This window comes from Streptomyces sp. NWU339, from assembly GCF_003143855.1.
Classification (GTDB): domain Bacteria; phylum Actinomycetota; class Actinomycetes; order Streptomycetales; family Streptomycetaceae; genus Streptomyces.
The window spans coordinates 77,633-95,162 of record NZ_QFRK01000009.1; the positions used below are offsets into that span (position 1 = coordinate 77,633).

Here is a 17,530-nt window from a genome sequence, read left to right on the forward strand (position 1 = left end):
GGCCGCAGAGGAATCCCCATGACACCCACAGAGTCCGGCGCCACGGCCACAGCGGCAGGCGCCCCCACGGACACCGACGCGGCCGCCGCCACGGACACCGGGCCGGCCGCCGCCACGGAGCCCGGCACCCGCTGGGAGCTCGGCCGGCGCTTCATGCTCCGCGTGGCCGGCCTGCCCATCGAGACGGTGCACGGCCTGCGGTGCCCCGGCACCCGCGGCTGGGCCGACGCCGTGCTGGCCGAGGAGGAACGCCTGACCGCCGCCGGGGCGGCCCTCAGCGACCGGCTGCACACCCTGGTCAAGTCGACCACCGGTCCCGACGAGGACCCTGGCGACGCCGCCGTGCGCCGCGGGCTGATCAACCTGCGCCGGCAGGTCTTCAACAACCGGCTGCCCGCCGACACCGAGGCCGCCGTACAGCTGGTGACGGAGCAGGATCCCGAGACCGGCCGGCGCACCGCCCAGTGGCTGCACGACCGGGCCCGCCTCGAGGAGCTGCGGGCCACCGGAGCGGACCTGCTCGCCGGTGAACTCCGGGAGAACCGGCGCGTGCTGCGCGACGTGCTGACCGACGACCGGCTGCGCCTCGGCCTGCTGCTCGCCTCGCCCGCCCTCGACGGCCGGCTGGACGCCTACCTGCGCGACACCGGCCCGCGGCCCGGCAACCGGCTGCGCAAGATCGAGCGTTCCGCGCTGACCTACCTGTACCGCACGGCCTGCAAGACCAGCCCCTTCAGCACCTTCACCGGTATCGGCCCCGGCACCTTCGCGGGCGACCCGTCGGACAGCGGGACCGCACTGCGCACCGGGGAGGACTGGGTGAGCCACGTACGGCTCAACGTGGTGGCGCTGGCCCGGCTGACCGAACTGATCACGGCCGACCCCGGCCGCCGTCAGGACCTGCCGGTGGTCCTCTCCCCGGGCTGGGGACGCGACGCCGACCGCATCCGCTACGTACGCCACGTGATGACCGCGGGCGACGACAGCGCCGCCGTCACCTTCGACGCGGTCCGTGACCGGCTGTTCTACCTGCGCAGCAGCGGCACCCTGGAACGGCTCCTGGAATGGCTCGGCGCCCAGGACGCGCCGGTGCGCCACCGGGACCTGGTGGCCTGGCTGGAGACCGGGCACGACGCCGGACGCGAGGAGTGCGAACGGTACGCGTCGGCCCTCCTGGACCTCGGCATGGTGCAGGTGCCGGTGCTCCGCGCGGACGTGCACAGTCAGGACCCGCTCCGCTCCTACCAGGACGCCCTGCGTTCCCTCGGGGCGCCCTGGGCCGACCGGCTGGCCCGCCTGCTGGACGGCCCGGCCGACTGCCTCGCCCGCTACCCCGGGGCCGACGTCGGTGAACGCCGCACGCTGCTGAGCACCCTGCGTGGTCAACTGCTGGACGCGCAGCGGGAACTGGGGGCGGCCGAACCGGCCCTTCCGCAGACCCTGGTGTACGAGGACGTCGACACCGGCGACGACCTGACCTGCGGGCCCGCCGTACTGGGCGGGGAGACCGGCCGGGCCCTGGGGGCCGTCGAGGGCATCCTGCCGCTCTTCGACCTGACCCTGCCCCAACGCATCACACTGCTGGGCTTCTTCACCGCCCGCTACGGCCGCGGCGGCCGCTGCGACGACCTGCTCGGCCTGGTCCACGACTTCCACGAGGACTTCTTCGACCAGTACATTTCCTTCACCTCCAAACGCGCCTCCTACGACGAGAACGGCACCTACCTGCCCGAGGAGAACTGGCTCGGGCAGAGCGAGATGAAGGCCCTGGACCGGGCCCGCCGCCACTTCCACGAGGGCATGAAAGACCTGTGGCGGCGGCACGGCACGGCGGGCGAGGCCGAGGAGATCGAACTGCCGGACCGGCTGCTCTCCGAGACCGCCGCTGAACTCGCACCGCTCACCGGCGACTTCACACCTCAGAGCCATCACATCCAGCTGTCCTGTCCGCCCGGCGGCCGGCCGCTGGTCGTCCTCAACAAGTCCTACGGCGGACTGGCCTTCCCCTTCAGCCGGTTCACCCACCTCTACGACGGCGCCGGAGCGGACACCGCCCCGGCGGCACCCGGCTTCTCCGACACCCTGCGCGAGGAGATGGCGGCCCGCCGGCCTGAGGGCGCCGTGTTCGCGGAGGTCACCGGAGGACCGGTCAGCAGCAACCTGAACCTGCACGGCCGGCTGACCGACCACCAGATCGTCTGCCCGGGCGAGACCAGCACGGTGCCCGAGGACGCCCGGATCCATCTCGACGACCTCTACATCGAGCACGACGAGCAGGCCGGCCGCCTGGTCCTGCGCTCCCGCCGCCTCGGCCGTGAGGTCGTGCCGGTCTATCTCGGCTACCTCGTGCCGATCGCGCTCCCCGAGATCCCGCGCACCCTGCTGCTCCTCTCCCCCAGCACCATGGCCCCCTTCGACGTGTGGGCGGGGGTGCCCGAGGGCGAGGCCGAGAACGGGGTCACCCGCAGGCCCCGGGTCCGGCACGGGAACGTGGTGGTCGGCCGGCGCAGCTGGACCGCGGACGCCCAGGGCCTGCCGGCCCGCCGCCCCGGAGCCGGGGAGGAGGAGCACTACCTGGAGTACCGGCGCTGGCAGCGCGTCCACGGCCTGCCCGACCGCTGCTTCGCCACGGTCTCCCACGCCGACCAGGGACCGATCGGGGCCAAGCCCGTCTACGTCGACTTCGACAGCCCGCTCTCCCTGTCCGCGTTCGACGCCCTGGTGGAGCGCAAGCCGGGCACCCGGGTGACCTTCCGGGAGATGCTCCCCGCCGAGGACGGGCTCCACCTCACCTCCCACCGCGGCCGGCACGTGGCCGAGCTCGCCGTGGAGACCTTCACCACCCGCCGACTGCCGCAGTCCGAACCGGAGGCCGCCCCGTCATGCCCGAACTGACCGAACCCGCGGCCTTCCGGCCGGACCCCGAGGGCACCGGCCCCTCGCCCTGGCTGGCCCTGCACGTCTTCTACGCCGCCAACCCCCAGCCCCTGCTGGTGAACTGCGTCCGCCCGCTGGTCGACCGGCTCACCGAGGACGGGCTGCTGTCCGGCTACTTCTTCATCAACTACTGGCTGGAGGGGCCGCACATCAGGCTGCGCCTGCGCCCGAGCGGCCCCGACGCCGAGGCCGAGGTGCGCCGCCGCACCGAGGAGGCGATCAACGACTTCCTGAAGGCCCGCCCCGCCCTCTACGAGGTCGACTCCGGCTTCCTCAAGGACTTCTACAACTCCCTCTTCGACATCGAGTTCCCCGGCGAGGACCGGGCCAAGTACATGGGCCCGGACGGCCTGATGAACCTCAGACCGAACAACTCCTTCTCCTACGAGGTCTACGCCCCCGAGTACGCCAAGTACGGCGGACCGGCCGGGGTGGACCTCGCCGAATGGCACTTCCGCCACTCCAGCGACCTGGTCCTGGAGGCGTACCGGAGCATGAACCTGCACCTGCGGACGGTGCTGCTCGGTACCTCCGCCCAGCTGATGATGGTGATGGCGAGCTGCTTCCTGCCCGAGGAGGAACGGCTCGCGGACTACCTCGACTCCTACTACGCCTTCTGGCACCGGCTGTTCCCCGGCACCAACTTCATCGGGTCCACCGAGTACGAGCGCACCTACGAGCGCATGGCGCCGTCCCTCGGCGCCCGGTTCGCGCAGATCAGGCAGGCCGTGGCGAGCGGCGACCTGTCCCGGCTGCCGGCGTTCCTGCGGCGCTGGGCCGAACACTGCCTGGAGCTGCGCCGGCGGGTGGTGGACCTCACCGAGCGCGGCGAACTCGCCTTCCCGGCCTGGGACGGCCCGGCCCGCGAGGACACCGGCCAGGAGCGCTCCGAGGACCCTGACGCGGCGCCTCTGGTGACCGTCACCCACGCGCCCGCGGTGCTGCCCCGCCTGCTGTCCCCGTACATGCACATGACCAACAACCGGCTGCATGTGACGATCCGGGACGAGGCGTACCTGGCCTTCATCCTGGGCCGGGTGCTGCGCGAGCCGGCCGACGGACGGCAGGCGGCCTCATGAGCGCCACCGACCAGTCGCCCGCCGGCCAGTCACCCACCGGCCACTCCGCCGTCGACGACCGCGCCTCCGCCGCCCGCGCGTACCGCCCCGCGCTGCGCCCGGGCGTGCTGATCGGTCCGCCCCTGCTGCGCGGTCCGCGCACCGTCCACCTCATCAAGCACCCGGTCAGCGGTGCCGCGTTCGAGGTGGGCCCCAAGGAGCACTTCGTCATCGGCCGGCTCGACGGAACCCGGAACGTCGACGACGTCGTGGCCGAGTACGCGGACCGGTTCCGCCTCCGGCTCCCCGAGGAGCAGTGGACCCGGCTGCTCGGCCTGCTCGGCACCCGCGGACTGCTCGCCGGGTCCCCGGACCCCGCGCCGCCCGAGCCTCCCCCGGCCCGCACCGGCACCTTCTGGAAGGGCAGCCGGCGGACCGTCGCCGACGCGCACGGCACCACCGGACGCCTCCACCGGCTGCTGCGCCCGCTGCTCCGCCCCTGGGCTCAACTGCCGCTGGTGGCCGCCGTACTGGTGCTGATCGTCGCCGTGCTCGCGGATCCGGTGGCCGCCCTCGACGGGACGTGGGAGCTGCTGACCCGTCCGCTCGTGCTGATCCCGTTCGCGGTCTTCCTCTGGTTCAGCATCTGCCTGCACGAACTCGCCCACGGGATCGCCGCCCGGCACTACGGCGGTGTGGTCACCGAGATCGGGCTGCGCTGGCGGTTCCCGGCCATGATGATGTACTGCACGGTCGACAACTACCTGTTCCTGCCCGGCCTGCGGGCGAAGCTGGTGGTCGCCGCCGCGGGCGCGTACGCCAACCTGGTGCTCCTGCTGCCCTTCGCGCTGTGGTGGGCACTGCTGGACCCGGCCGACCCGGGCCGCCCGGTGCTCACCGGGATGCTCTTCGTCGGCGTCGTGCAGGCCCTGAGCAACCTGGTCCCGCTGCCGCCGCTGGACGGGTACCGCATGCTCGGCCACACCGTGGGCGCCGCCAACCTCGCCCCGGAGACGGGGACCTACCTGACCCTGCGCAGGCAGGGACGGGACGCCGTCGCCGCCTACCCGCGGCGCGCCCGCCGCCTCTACACCTCCTACGCCGTCACGGCCGCCGCCCTCGTCCTGCTCGCGGTGGCCGGAACCGGCACCGCCGTCGTCCTCCTGCTGCTCCGATGACGTCCCCACCCCGAAAGATCACGCAACTCATGAATGAGGTACCCCTATGACCTCCCCCTCCCCCACCGCAGACCGCGGAGCCGGGCCGGCCGTCTCGGTCGGTGACGTGACCAAGAGTTACGGCGACCGGCGGGCCGTCGACGGGGTCTCCCTGGACGTCCGGCGCGGCGAGTTCTTCGGGTTGCTCGGGCCCAACGGCGCCGGGAAGTCCACCCTGGTGGAGATCATGGAAGGGCTGCGCAAGGCCGACTCCGGCTCGGTCACGGTGTTCGGCGAGTCGCCCTGGCCGCGCAACACCGGTCTGCTGCCGCGCATGGGCGTGCAGACCCAGTCGTCGGCGTTCTTCGTGCGGCAGACCGTCCACGAGCACCTGCGTACGGTGGCGGCCCTGTTCGGCGCGGAGCGCGCCGCCGTCGACGCCACTTTGGACGCCGTGGGCCTGGGCGGGCGGCACGACGTCCGGGTCGACGACCTCTCCGGCGGCCAGCGGCAGCGGCTCGCCATCGCCTCCGCGCTGGTCCACGGCCCCGAGCTGATCTTCCTGGACGAGCCGACCGCCGCGCTCGACCCGGAGGGCCGGCGCGCTCTGTGGGAGGTCCTGCGGGGCCTCAAGGCGGAGGGCCGGACCATCGTGTACACCACCCACCACTTGGACGAGGCGGAAGCGCTCTGCGACCGCGTCGGCATCCTGGTGGCCGGCCGGCTCGTCGTCACCGACGAACCGCAGCACCTGATCGGAACCTTCGGCGCCACCAGCCGGATGCTGGTGCCGCTCGGCCGGATCGACGAGCGGAAGGCCGCGTCCCTCCCCGGCGTGGACGCCGTCACCGTGCAGGGCGGACACCTCGTCCTGGAGACCCGCGCCACCGGCAAGGTCCTCGCCGCCCTCGACGCCGTCACCGGTCTGGACGGTGTGCAGACCCGCACCCCCAGCCTCGAGGACGTCTACCTCGACATCACCGCCCGGCAGAACCCGCAGACCCCGCTCGCCTCGAACAACCAGGAGCACCAGGTATGAGCGCCTACACCGCGCTGACCGCGGCGGGCTACCGCGCCCAGGTCCGGGACAAGACGACCGTCTTCTTCACCTTCGCCTTCCCGCTGATCTTCCTCGTCGTCTTCGGTCTCATCTTCCGGGGGCAGGCCGTCGAGGAGAGCGGCTTCTCCTACCTCTCCTACACCGCCGCCGGAGTGCTCTCCTGGGGCGTCGCCAACGCCGCCGTCTTCGGCATCGGATTCACGCTGATGCAGTGGCGCGCGGACGACATCCTGCGGATGATCCGCATGTCGCCGGCCCCGCTGTCCTCCGTCATCGGGTCCCGCTACGTCCTGGCCCTGGGCGTGGGACTCGTCCAGTCGGTCCTGTTCGTCGGGGTGGCGATGCTCCCCGGGTTCGACCTGGTGCCCGCGTCCCGGTGGCCCCTGCTGATCCCCGTCATGATCCTCGGCATCACCACCTTCCTGCTGCTCGGGGTCATCGTCGGCAGCATCGCCGACACCCCGGAGTCGGTCGCCGGCATCGCCAACTTCCTGATGCTGCCGATGGCCTTCCTGTCGGGGTCGTTCTTCCCGCTGGACGCCATGCCGGACTGGCTGCAGAAGATCTCGCTGGTCATGCCGCTGCGCTATCTCAACGACGCGGTGTCGGCCGCCCTGATCGGCCGCGGCGACCTCTCCGACATCGGCGTGGGGTCTCTCGGGCTCGTCGCGTTCGCCGTCGTCTTCGGGGCGATCGCGGCGCGCACCTTCCGCTGGACGAAGACCTCATGAGCACCGCGACCCGCCCGCTCCCGCATCCGATGGAGCAGGCCCGCGGCACCCTCCAGGCGTTCCTGGACGGCCGCTTCGGCGCCGACGCCCCACGGGTCGTGCCGGTCGGTGCCGTCGGCGCGGGCGGCAGGGACGCCGGGGCCCGGGACCCGTGGGCCGCGGAGCGTCCGACGGCGCTGGTCCACGTCAGCGCCTCGGCGGTCCTGCTCGGCCCCTGGGGAGGCGACGGCGAGGCTCCCGCCTGCGGCCGCTGCCTCGCCCTGCGGTGGCAGCGGCTGCGCAGCCGCAGTGAGCGCAACGCCCTGGAGACCGGCGGCGCCGACGGGCCCCGCCCGGCCGGGGCCTGGCCGCTGCTCACCGGTCACGTCCACGACACCGTGGCCGCGCTGTGCGAGGCCCTGCTGCACGGGCCGCGCCCGGTGCCCCCCGCCGAGCACCCGGCGGACCGCGCCCTGCCCCAGGTGACCCGGCTGGACCTGACGAACCTGACGGTCAGGACGTATCCGCTGCTCGCCGACCCGCTGTGCCCGGACTGCGGCCCCCGCGTCCGGCCCCAGGCTGCGGACGAGGTCCGGCCGCTCGCCCTCGCTCCGCGTCCCAAACCGGATCCCGGCACCTACCGGCTGCGCTCGGCCTTCGCGTACCCGCTGCCCACGGACGCCCTGGCCAACCCGGTGTGCGGCGCCCTGGGCGCCGGGACCTGGACGGACGTCACCTCGTCCACCACCGCCCCGGTGGCCGGCAGCGCGTTCGTACGGGGGTACGCGGGGCTCCACGACGTCACCTGGAGCGGGCAGGAGAACTCCTTCGCCACCAGCCGCCGGCTCGCGTTCCTCGAAGGTCTGGAACGGTACGCGGGAACTCACCGGCGCGGCGGCGCGGCGCCGGTGGTCGGCTCGTACGACGAGCTGAAATCCGACGCGATCGACCCGGCGGTGTGCGGCCTGTACAGCCCGGAGACCTACCGGGACGACCCCTCGGTCGAGCCCTTCGACCCGGGCCGGCCCATCCCCTGGGAGTGGGGCTGGTCGCTGCGGGACGAGCGCGCCGTCCTGGTGCCGTCGCGGCTGGTCTACTACAGCATCCCGCTGGCCGACGACAACTTCGTCTTCGAGTGCTCCAACGGCTGTGCCATCGGCGGCTGCCTGGAAGAGGCCGTCCTGGGCGGCCTGCTCGAACTCGTCGAGCGGGACTCCTTCCTGAACGGCTGGTACGGCGCGGCCCGGCTGCCCCGCATCGACCTGGAGACGGTCGGCAGTCCCACGGCGGTCGCCATGGCCGAGCGGGCCGCCCTGCAGGGCTACGACGTCCACGCCTTCGACAACCGGATCGACCTGGCGGTCCCGGCCGTCACCGTGGTCGGCGTCCGCCGGGACGGGGGCCCGGGCACCCTGTCCTTCGCGGCCGCGTCCTCACTGGACCCGAGGTCCGCGGTCGAGGGGGCGCTGTCCGAAGTGCTGAGCTACATCCCGCACCTGGCCCGGCAGACCGCCGAACGCCGCGACGAACTGGAGGCCATGGCCGACGACTTCTTCCTGGTGCGCCATCTGAAGGACCACCCCCAGCTCTACGGGCTGCCCCGCATGGCCGCGTACGCGCGGAGCTATCTGGAGCCGTCCGAGGCCCGCCCCTTCGACGAGGTGTACCGGGACTGGGAGAGCCACGGCCGCCCCCGCACCGGCGACCTGCGCGACGACGTCGCCGTGGTCCGGGACGAACTGGTGCGGGCGGGCCACGACGTCATCGTCGTCGACCAGACCTCGCCGGAGCAGGAACGGATGGGGCTGCGGACGGTGAGCACGGTGGTGCCGGGGCTGCTGCCGATCGACTTCGGCTGGAACCGGCAGCGGGCCCTGTTGATGCCCAGGCTGCGCACCGCGCTGCGCCGCGGCGGGCACCGGGACCGCGACCTCACCGACGCGGAGATCCGCCGGGCCCCGCACCCCTTCCCCTGAACCCGTCCCCGGGCCTCCCCGCACCGCGGCGGAGGCCCGGCCGTCTTCCGGAGCACGTCCATGACTTCACCGTCCCAGCACGCCCCGGGCCCGGCACCGGCCGGCCCCGGGGCCCCGCCCGGACCCGGCGCGCTGCCGCCGGGCGCCGAGCGCCTCCTCACCCGCGTCGGGGAGGTGCTGCGGCCCGCCCTCACGCACTACCTGGACCTGCACGCGCACCCGGAGGTGTCCGGAGAGGAGGCCCGCACCGCGGACCGCTTCGGCCGGCGCCTCGCGGCGGCCGGCTGCGAGCTCACCCACCAGGTGGGCGGCCACGGCGTCGTCGGGGTGCTCCGCAACGGGGACGGCCCCCGGGTCTGGCTGCGGGCGGAGCTGGACGCGCTCCCGATGCGCGAGCGGTCCGGGCTGCCGTACGCCAGCCGCAACGACGCCATGCACGCGTGCGGCCACGACCTGCACCTGGCCGCGGCGGCCGGTGCGGCGGACCTGCTCGCCCGTCTGTCCGACCGGTGGCGGGGCACCCTGCTGGTGGTGGGGCAGCCGGCCGAGGAGACGCTGGCCGGGGCCGAGGCCATGCTGCGCGACGGCCTGTACGAACGGTTCGGCAGACCTGACGTCGTCCTCGCCCAGCATGCCGCGCCGATGCCCTCCGGCACCGTCGCGCACGCGACGGGCCAGGCGCCGATGGCGGCGGCCGGCGCGGTGCTCGAGGTGGTGCTGCACGGACGCGGCGGTCACGTCGCCACCCCGCACCTGGCGGTGGATCCGGTCGTCACCGCGGCAGCCGTCGTCACCCGGCTCCAGAACGTCGTCGCCCGCGAGACCGCACCCGCCGACCAGGTGACGCTGACCGTGGGGACCGTGCGGGCAGGAACGGCCGCCAACGTCATACCGGACCACGCCCTGCTCGGCATCGCGGTCCGCGCGGCCGGCGAGGCGTCCCTGGACCGGGCGCTGGCCGCGGTGCGCCGCATCGTGCGCGCCGAGAGCGCCGCGGCGGGCGCTCCCCGGGAACCCGAGGTGACCGTCGCCTCCCGCTCGGCGGCCCTGCTGTGCGACCCGCGCACCACCGGTTCGGTACGGCGGGCCCACACGGGGCTCCTGGGGCCCGCGCGGGTGCTGCCCTGGCCGGGGTCGATGGCCACGGAGGACTTCCCCCTGTTCGGGGACGCCGGAGCCGCGATCCACGGGGAGCGCGGGATCCCGCTGGTCTACTGGATGCTGGGCGTGGCGGACCCGGACACCTGGCTCCGGACCACGTCCGACGGGACCACGTCCGACGGCCCGGACTCCGCACCACCGCCGGCCCCGAACCACTCCCCGCACTTCGCCCCGCACATCGGCAGCGCCCTGCGCCCGGCGATCGCCGCGCTGACGATCGCGGCACTCGACCGGTTCGCCGCCGTGTGAAGGCCCGACCGCGCGCGCTCGGCCACGGATCCGCGGATCCGTCGTGGATCAGCGCACGGCGGTGCCCGGCCGGAGGGTGGTGGGCTCCAGGCGGACGACGACGGCCTTCGACGCCGGCTGGTTGCTGATCTCGGCGACGCTGTCGAGCGGTACCAGGACCTGGGTCTCCGGGTAGTACGCGGCGGCACAGCCCCGTGCGGTCGGGTACGGGACCACCTTGAAGTCCTCGGCACGGCGTTCGGTGTCGTCCGTCCACACGCCGACCAGGTCCACCCACTGTCCCTCGGTCAGGCCGAGTTCCGCCAGGTCGCCCGGGTTGACGAGGACCACCCGGCGGCTTCCGTGGATGCCCCGGTAGCGGTCGTCGGTGGTGTAGGGAACGGTGTTCCACTGGTCGTGCGAGCGCAGGGTCTGCAGCAGCAGGTGTCCTTCGGGGACGCCCGGCGTCTCCCCGGTGTTGCGGGTGAACAGGGCCTTGTCGGCAGCGGTGCGGAACACGCCCTCGTTGACCGGGTTCGGCAGTTGGATGCCGCCGGGGCGGATCACGCGCCGGTTGAAGTCGTGCAGCCCCTGCACGATGCGGGAGATCCGGTCGCGGATGGTCCCGTAGTCCGCCTCGAACTGCTCCCAGGGGATGTCGACGCGGCCGTCGAGGGTGCGGCGGGCGAGCCGGCACAGGATGGCGACCTCGCTGAGCAGCAGTGGGGAGGCCGGCCTCAGGCGACCACGGGAGGTGTGCACCTCGCTCATCGAGTTCTCGACGGTGACGAACTGTTCCCCGTGAGCCTGGATGTCCCGTTCGGTACGGCCGAGGGTCGGCAGGATCAGCGCGGTCTCGCCGCACACGGTGTGCGACCTGTTGAGCTTGGTCGAGATGTGGGCGGTCAGCCGGCACCTGCGCATGGCGTCCTCGGTGACCGCGCTGTCCGGGACGGCCCGGACGAAGTTGCCGGCCAGGCCGAGGAAGACCTTGATGCGGCCCTCGCGCATCGCCCTGATCGAGTTCACGGAGTCCAGTCCGTGGGCGCGCGGCGGGTCGAAGCCGAACTCCTGCTGGAGCGCGTCGAGGAACGAGTCCGGCATCCGCTCCCAGATGCCCATGGTGCGGTCGCCCTGCACATTGCTGTGCCCCCGGACCGGGCAGGCGCCGGTGCCCGCCCTGCCCAGGTTTCCGCGCAGCATCAGGAAGTTCACGAACTCGCGGATGGTGGGGACGGCGTGCTTGTGCTGGGTGATGCCCATGGCCCAGCAGACGATGACGCGCCGGCTGCGCAGCACCTCGTCCCGGACCTGCTCGATCTCCTCACGCATCAGGCCGGTCGCGGCGGTGACGTCCTGCCAGTCGACGGCGCGCACGTGTGCGGCGAACTCGTCGAAGCCGGTGGTGTGGGCGCGGATGAAGTCGTGGTCCAGCACCTGCCCCGGCCGGGCGTCCTCGGCCTCCAGCAGCAGCCGGTTCAGGCCTTGGAACAGGGCCATGTCGCCGCCGAGGCGGATGTGCAGGAAACGGTCGGCGATCTGGGTTCCGGGGCCGATGACGCCGCGCGCCTTCTGCGGGTTCTTGAACCGCCTCAGTCCGGTTTCCGGCAGCGGGTTCACTGCGATGATGCGGGCACCGTTGCGTTTGGCCTCCTCCAGTGCGGACAGCATGCGCGGGTGGTTGCTGCCGGGATTCTGACCCACCAGGAAGATCAGGTCGGTGTGGTGGAGGTCCTGGAGGCTGACCGTTCCCTTGCCCGTGCCCAGCGTCTCGTGCAGGGCGAAGCCGCTGGACTCGTGGCACAGGTTGCTGCAGTCGGGCAGGTTGTTGGTGCCGAACGCCCTGGCGAAGAGCTGGTAGAGGAAGGCGGCCTCGTTACTGGCCCGGCCCGAGGTGTAGAAGACGGCCTCGTCGGGGGAGTCGAGCGCGGTCAGCTCGTCGGCGAGCAGGCCGAAGGCGTCGTGCCAGCTGATCGGCTCGTAGGTGTCGGATCCCGGCCGTTTGACCATCGGTTCGGTGAGCCGGCCCTGCTGGTTGAGCCACATGTCGGAGCGCCGGCCCAGCTCGGAGACCGGGTGGGTGCGGAAGAATTCGGCGGTGATCCGCCGTCCCGTCGCCTCGTCGGTGATGTGCTTGGCACCGTTCTCGCAGTATTCGTTGCGGTGCCGTTTCCCCGGGGCGGGGTCGGCCCAGGCGCAGCCGGGGCAGTCGATGCCGTCCACCTGGTTCATGGTCAGCAGCGTCTCGCCGACGCGCCCGGGGGACGTCTGCTCCAGGGAGTACTCCAGGGCGTGCACCACCGCGGGGACTCCCGCGGCCCACTTCTGGGGCGGGGTCGTGGTGAGCGCCTCCTTCGGCTCTTCGCCGGGGGGCTTCTTCATCGGCTTGCCTCTCGCGTGAACTTTTCCCGTCCGTGGATTCAGCCGACGGGCCAGCAGGGCACCTGGCTTCTGGACGGTTTCGGTTCCATGGGCTGCACATGTCCGTTGCGGATGGTCCCGCGCCAGGCCCCGCTTGCGTCCCCCATACCCTCGATGTACGTCTTGAAGTGTTGAAGCCCGGACCGCACCACACGGCGGGTCACCCCGGGGACGGCGGCGAGCACACCGGTGGCGCCGTGCGCCTCGGTCCGCACCCGCACGGTGATCTCCGTCGTGCCCGTCATGGTGCTCCGGAACGACACCTCGCCGCGGTGGGAGGGCCGCCGCTCGAGACTCCGCCAGACCAGATGCGAGTCGGGCACCTGCTCCACGATCTCGATCCCGACCTCACGGCGCACGGGTCCGACGCCGACGACCCACCGGGTGACGGTCGGCCTGATCTGGTCGACCCGCCGCACCCCGGCCATGAACCGGGGAAAGCTCTTGAACTGCGTCCATGCGTCGTACGCGGTCCGCACCGGGACCGCGACCTCGATCGTTTCCTCGACGGTGTGCATGACCCACCCATCTCCAGACGCCGTTCCCTCCAGTCTCAGTGCCCACTCGACAGCCCGCCACACGGCTTGCTCCGCGGCAGGACACGGCGGGCGGCGCAAGGCCCGAGGCCGTGGCCGACCGGGTCCACATCACCTGAGGATTGCCTACCGGGCACACTCCGCCCACACCGTCTTGCCGCCCGGCTGGTACGGCTCGGAGCCCCAGGCATCGGCGAGCGAGGCGACGAGGAGCAGGCCCCGTCCGGACTCACCGTCGCCGTCGGCATCGGCGGCCGGGGTCGGCGCGGGCAGACGTTCGCCCCGCGCGTCGGTCACCTCGATCCACAGGGTGGCGGGGGCCAGAGTGAGGGCGAGACGTGCATTCCTACCCCGCACCCGGCCGTGCAGGGCCGCGTTCGCGGTCAGTTCGGCGATGAGGAGAAAGGCCGTGGCCGTGCTGTCGTCGTCGGCGGGCTCCGGCCGTCCCTGTTGCGCGGCGAGCCAGCGTTCAGCCGCATGGCGGGCGGTGTGCGCGCCGTGCGCCGTGGTGGGAAACATGGTGCGGAAGTGGCTCGTGACGACGGTCGGTTCACCGGGTGCGGTGACGGTTTCCTGATTCACATCACCGAGGGTGACCGAGTCGTCCTAGCGTGGGGAGCACTCCGGGCGGTACGCAGGGTGACTGTCCCGGCGCGGACGGTGTGATGTACGGGCGTACGGCCGTGACCCGGCCGGGCTTTCGCCGGTTCGCTTTCCGCGCGAGGAACAGAGCGGTGGTACGGCATGACAACACAGCCGGGTACGGGGGCTCCCACGGGTGGCGAGGCGGACGGTACGGACGAGGTCGTGGACCTGTTCCGGGCCCTCGGCCGCCAGATCAAGGTCGCCCGGGAACGGGCCGGACTGAGCCAGAAGGAGCTGGGCGACCGGATCGGGTACGGCGAGGAGACGATCTCGTCGGTCGAGCGGGCACGACGCACACCTCAACCCGAACTGCTCGTCGCGGTGGACCGGTTGCTGGAGTGCGAGGGTCTGCTGGCCTCGGCGGCGGAGGATGTGGAGCGAGCGAAGACCCGGCGCAGGGTGCGGCATCCGGAGTGGTTCCGGGATTATGCGCGGCTTGAGGCGGAAGCGGTCGAGCTGCACGACTACAGCTCACTCGCGATTCCCGGGCTCCTGCAGACGGAGGCTCACGCGCACGTGGTGTTCGGCACTCGCCAGCCCCTGCTGGACGAGACGACCGTCGAACAGCGCGTGGCCGCACGGCTGGATCGTCAGCAGATCTTCGACCGCTGGCCTCCGCCGTTCACCACCTTCACCATCGAGGAATCCGTATTGCGTCGTCCGCTCGGCGGGTGGGAAGTTCATCGCGAACAACTGGAAGCGCTGCTGAAGTTCGGCAAGCTACGCAGTGTGGAGCTCCAGGTGCTGCCGACAGAACGCAAGGAGCATCCCAGCTTGGGCGGGCCCTTCATCCGGCTCACCCCGAAAGGCAAACCGCAGGTGGCGTACCTGGAAGTACAGCACGTCAGCCGTCTGATCACGGACCCTGACGAGGTACGTATCCTTGCCGCACGCTACGGCAGCATCAGGGCACAGGCACTCACACCAGAAGAGTCACTGACCTTGATCGAGAAGATGCTGGGAGACCGATGAACACTGAACAGCCCGCACGGCTGGACTGGTTCAAGAGCAGCCACAGCAGCGGCGAAGGAGGGGCGTGCGTCGAGATCGCCGCCGACGCCACCGCCATACACGTACGGGACTCCAAAAGGCACGGCGGCCCTCACCTCGCCTTCGCGCGGAGCGCATGGTCCGGGTTCGTCGCGGGCCTGGGGCGGGACCGGACCTGACCCACCGCGCCCGAGGCCGTGACGTTCCGGCTCTTGTCACGACCTCCCCTCCGGTGGCGGCCCGGCGCCCTCCGGCCCGCCACCGGTCACCTCGCCTCCCCTCTTTCCAGGTCGAGGGCCTTTTCGCACGTCAATGGGCGGGGTGGGTCCCCCACCTTCACTTTGACTCTGAAGCTCCTATAGATCGTCAAGTCGCCGGGGACGTCAAGCCGGCTCGGCCGGCTGGTCCGGCGTGCCGCGCGTGCGATGTGGTCACGGGAACGGCAGGGTCTGCGCGAGGACGGTGACCACGATCAGCACCACGGGGAAGCAGGCGAGGAACATCGCGAACGTGTATCCCATGATGTCCCGGGCCTTGAGGCCCAGCACCGCCAGCGTCGGAAGCATCCAGAACGGCTGCAGCAGGTTCGCCGACGCCTCACCGAGGTCGTAGACGACCACCATCCACCCCTGGTTGATGTGCAGCTGGTTCGCCGCCTCCATCACGTAGGGAGCCTCGATGACCCACTTGCTGCCGCCGCTGGGGACGAAGACACCCAGTACCGCCGAGTAGACCGCGATGAGCGGCGGGAAGAGCAGCTCGTTGGAAACGCTCACCATCCAGCCGGCGATCTGCTTGGACAGGCCGGTGAATGCGATCATGCCGAAGATGCCGCCGTAGAAGGGGAATTGCAGCAGGACCCCGGACGCCGCGGGAGTCCCCCGCCGAACCGCCTCGACCATGCGGATCGGGCGCCAGTGGAGGCAGAGCGCCAGCAGGATCAGGACGAGGTTGACCGTGTTGAGGTCGATCGCCGCGACCGGGTTCCCCTCGACGCTCGTGAAGTGGCGCACCAGGTACCACAGACCCAGGACCCCGACCAGGACGGTGAGCAGCGGGCTGCGCTCCAGCCAGTCGCCGGGACGCGACCCGGTGGAGCCGGAGGCCGCGTCCTTCTTCCCGTCCTTCTCCGCCAGAAGCGGACGCAGCTCGATCCCCATCTCCTGGGCGGTCTTGGCGCGGGCAGGCGAGGGGGCGAGGAACCAGGCCATGACGACCGCCACCACGAAGACGACGAAGGTCGCCAGCACGCTCTGCCAGGTGAAGATCGTTTCGGTGAGCGGGATGATTCCCTCGCCGCTCCGCCCCTCGGCGATGATTTCCTGCACGGCTTCCGGGCTGGAGGCCGGGCTGGCCACCTGCAGTGCCGCGGAACCCGACAGCCCCTGGGCCCACACCGTGCCGAGCCCGAGGAACGCCATGGCGCCGAGCGCCCGGTAGTCGACGCCGCGGACGACGCGGGCGATCTCCTTCGCCAGGATGGCGGTGAAGATCAGGCTGAACGCCCAGTTGAGATAGGAGCTGATCATCGCCACCGCGGCGGTGAACGCGATCGCCGCACGCGGCGACTTGGGGATCTGCGCCATGCGGGCGATCAGCCGGGCGACCGGAGCGGACACGGCGACCGCGTATCCGCCGATGATGATCATCGCCATCTGCAGGGTGAACTGGATCAGCGACCAGAAGCCCTCGCCCCACGCGTCCACGAGGGTGGTGGGGCTCTCCCCCGTCGCGAGCCCCAGAGCGAAGATGAGGAACGTGCCGACGAGGACGAACCCGAAGGCGTCCGGAAGCCATCTCTCGGTGAAGGCGGTGAACCGCAACGCAACCCGCGCCAGCCAGGTGTCACCCTCAAGCACCTCGGCGTCCCGCTCGGTGTGGACGTCCCCGACCATGGTTCGTCTCGCTTCCTCTTCGGACGACTGTTCACCATGCGTGCGAACAGAGTCGTCTGACGGTTGATCCGTGACTCGGGCGGAGATCTTCGCGGGTGGGAAACCGAAAAAGGAAGGGGGTCCCCCGATTCGTTGCACATAGATCACACAGCGGGAAGGAACGCGACGGAAAGGTGGTGGTGTAAGCCACTTCGCCGACCGGTTTCATGGGCCTGATCGACATGGCAGCCCGAGGAGACGTCGGGTAGGTGCCTCACCGCGCGAGTGGCGTCGGTGCACCCACGAACGCAGTAGCCCTCACTTGACCGGCGCGAGGGAGACACCTCGGCTCGCTCCGACGCAAGGAGTGGCAGCGGTGTCCCCGGTGATCCCCTTGGCCCTCGGTGTACGGGGCACATCCCGCATGCTCATCTCGTTGACAGCCCCGCCGCACCGAGCGTCGGTGTCCTCCAGGGTGACGATCCGGTCGCTCAGCTCCGTACCGGGGAGCAGACAAGTGGTGGCGCCGGCGGCGATCACGCAGTGGTCGAAGGTGAGCGTCTCGGTGCGGCTGTCGCCGAGGACGACTCGCAGAGTGTTCGCGTCGGGAAGGTGCCCCGCCCGTCGTACTCGGTGATGTCGTTCTTGCGCATCAGGTGGTGGACGCCGGACAAGCGCCCGTCGGCGACCTTGCGGCTGCGCTTGTACGCGGCGCCGTAGTCGAAGGTGACAGTGCCCTCGGCCCGGGCCGCGGGTGCGGTCCGGGCCGGCCGGGTC

General features: G+C 71.7%; 13 protein-coding genes and 1 pseudogene. 9 read left to right on the forward strand and 5 right to left on the reverse strand.

All coding sequences use genetic code 11. The features are described 5' to 3' along the window. The first annotated feature begins 18 nt into the window (after window positions 1-18). Genes DIZ27_RS12985 through DIZ27_RS13015 form a run of 7 tightly spaced genes read left to right on the forward strand, consistent with a single transcriptional unit; the run spans window position 19 to window position 10,308 of the window. On the forward strand, window positions 19-2,895 hold the full coding sequence (locus DIZ27_RS12985) for a lantibiotic dehydratase (protein WP_109378528.1): 2,877 nt from the start codon (window positions 19-21) through the stop codon (window positions 2,893-2,895). Then, window positions 2,883-4,016 (forward strand): lantibiotic dehydratase C-terminal domain-containing protein, encoded by a 1,134-nt coding sequence (locus DIZ27_RS12990; protein WP_109378529.1) that lies wholly within the window; start codon window positions 2,883-2,885, stop codon window positions 4,014-4,016. Before DIZ27_RS12985 ends, DIZ27_RS12990 begins: the two co-directional genes overlap by 13 nt. Further along, window positions 4,013-5,173, forward strand: a complete 1,161-nt coding sequence (locus tag DIZ27_RS12995; RefSeq protein ID WP_258308348.1) for a metalloprotease — start codon at window positions 4,013-4,015, stop codon at window positions 5,171-5,173. The genes DIZ27_RS12990 and DIZ27_RS12995 overlap by 4 nt, the downstream gene beginning before the upstream one ends. A gap of 46 nt (window positions 5,174-5,219) precedes the next feature. Further along, window positions 5,220-6,191, forward strand: coding sequence for an ABC transporter ATP-binding protein (locus DIZ27_RS13000; RefSeq protein WP_109378530.1), 972 nt, complete (start codon window positions 5,220-5,222; stop codon window positions 6,189-6,191). Beyond that, a complete protein-coding gene (locus DIZ27_RS13005) occupies window positions 6,188-6,943 on the forward strand; it encodes an ABC transporter permease (protein ID WP_109378531.1) in 756 nt (251 codons plus the stop codon). The genes DIZ27_RS13000 and DIZ27_RS13005 overlap by 4 nt, the downstream gene beginning before the upstream one ends. Further along, the gene (locus DIZ27_RS13010; RefSeq protein WP_181383505.1) at window positions 6,940-8,898 is read left to right on the forward strand and encodes a TOMM precursor leader peptide-binding protein; all 1,959 of its coding nucleotides are present in this window, start codon (window positions 6,940-6,942) and stop codon (window positions 8,896-8,898) included. The genes DIZ27_RS13005 and DIZ27_RS13010 overlap by 4 nt, the downstream gene beginning before the upstream one ends. A gap of 60 nt (window positions 8,899-8,958) precedes the next feature. Beyond that, window positions 8,959-10,308: an amidohydrolase gene (locus tag DIZ27_RS13015; protein WP_109378532.1), complete on the forward strand. Its 1,350-nt coding sequence runs from the start codon at window positions 8,959-8,961 to the stop codon at window positions 10,306-10,308. A 48-nt stretch (window positions 10,309-10,356) separates the two neighbouring features. Here the strand turns inward: DIZ27_RS13015 and DIZ27_RS13020 are convergent, their stop codons facing one another. From DIZ27_RS13020 to DIZ27_RS13030, 3 genes are all read right to left on the reverse strand, one after another. Beyond that, entirely contained in the window at window positions 10,357-12,669 is a 2,313-nt protein-coding gene (locus DIZ27_RS13020; protein WP_109378533.1) for an FdhF/YdeP family oxidoreductase, read from the reverse strand. Between the two features lie 38 nt (window positions 12,670-12,707). Further along, window positions 12,708-13,226, reverse strand: coding sequence for an SRPBCC family protein (locus DIZ27_RS13025; protein WP_109378534.1), 519 nt, complete (start codon window positions 13,224-13,226; stop codon window positions 12,708-12,710). A gap of 144 nt (window positions 13,227-13,370) precedes the next feature. Further along, a complete protein-coding gene (locus DIZ27_RS13030) occupies window positions 13,371-13,826 on the reverse strand; it encodes an ATP-binding protein (RefSeq protein WP_109378535.1) in 456 nt (151 codons plus the stop codon). A 162-nt stretch (window positions 13,827-13,988) separates the two neighbouring features. Here DIZ27_RS13030 and DIZ27_RS13035 point away from each other — a divergent pair, with 162 nt between their 5' ends. Together DIZ27_RS13035 and DIZ27_RS13040 are read left to right on the forward strand one after the other, a co-directional pair. Then, entirely contained in the window at window positions 13,989-14,861 is an 873-nt protein-coding gene (locus DIZ27_RS13035) for a helix-turn-helix transcriptional regulator (RefSeq protein WP_109378536.1), read from the forward strand. After that, window positions 14,858-15,058 carry a DUF397 domain-containing protein gene (locus tag DIZ27_RS13040; protein WP_109378537.1) on the forward strand — a complete coding sequence of 67 codons (201 nt, stop codon included), beginning with the start codon at window positions 14,858-14,860 and terminating at the stop codon, window positions 15,056-15,058. Before DIZ27_RS13035 ends, DIZ27_RS13040 begins: the two co-directional genes overlap by 4 nt. A 252-nt stretch (window positions 15,059-15,310) precedes the next feature. Here the strand turns inward: DIZ27_RS13040 and DIZ27_RS13045 are convergent, their stop codons facing one another. Next, the gene (locus DIZ27_RS13045; RefSeq protein WP_109378538.1) at window positions 15,311-16,774 is read right to left on the reverse strand and encodes a short-chain fatty acid transporter; all 1,464 of its coding nucleotides are present in this window, start codon (window positions 16,772-16,774) and stop codon (window positions 15,311-15,313) included. Window positions 16,775-17,218: 444 nt separating this feature from the next. Further along, window positions 17,219-17,499, reverse strand: a pseudogene (locus DIZ27_RS47005) (dihydrolipoyl dehydrogenase); the annotation flags it as partial. Between the last annotated feature and the right edge of the window lie 31 nt (window positions 17,500-17,530).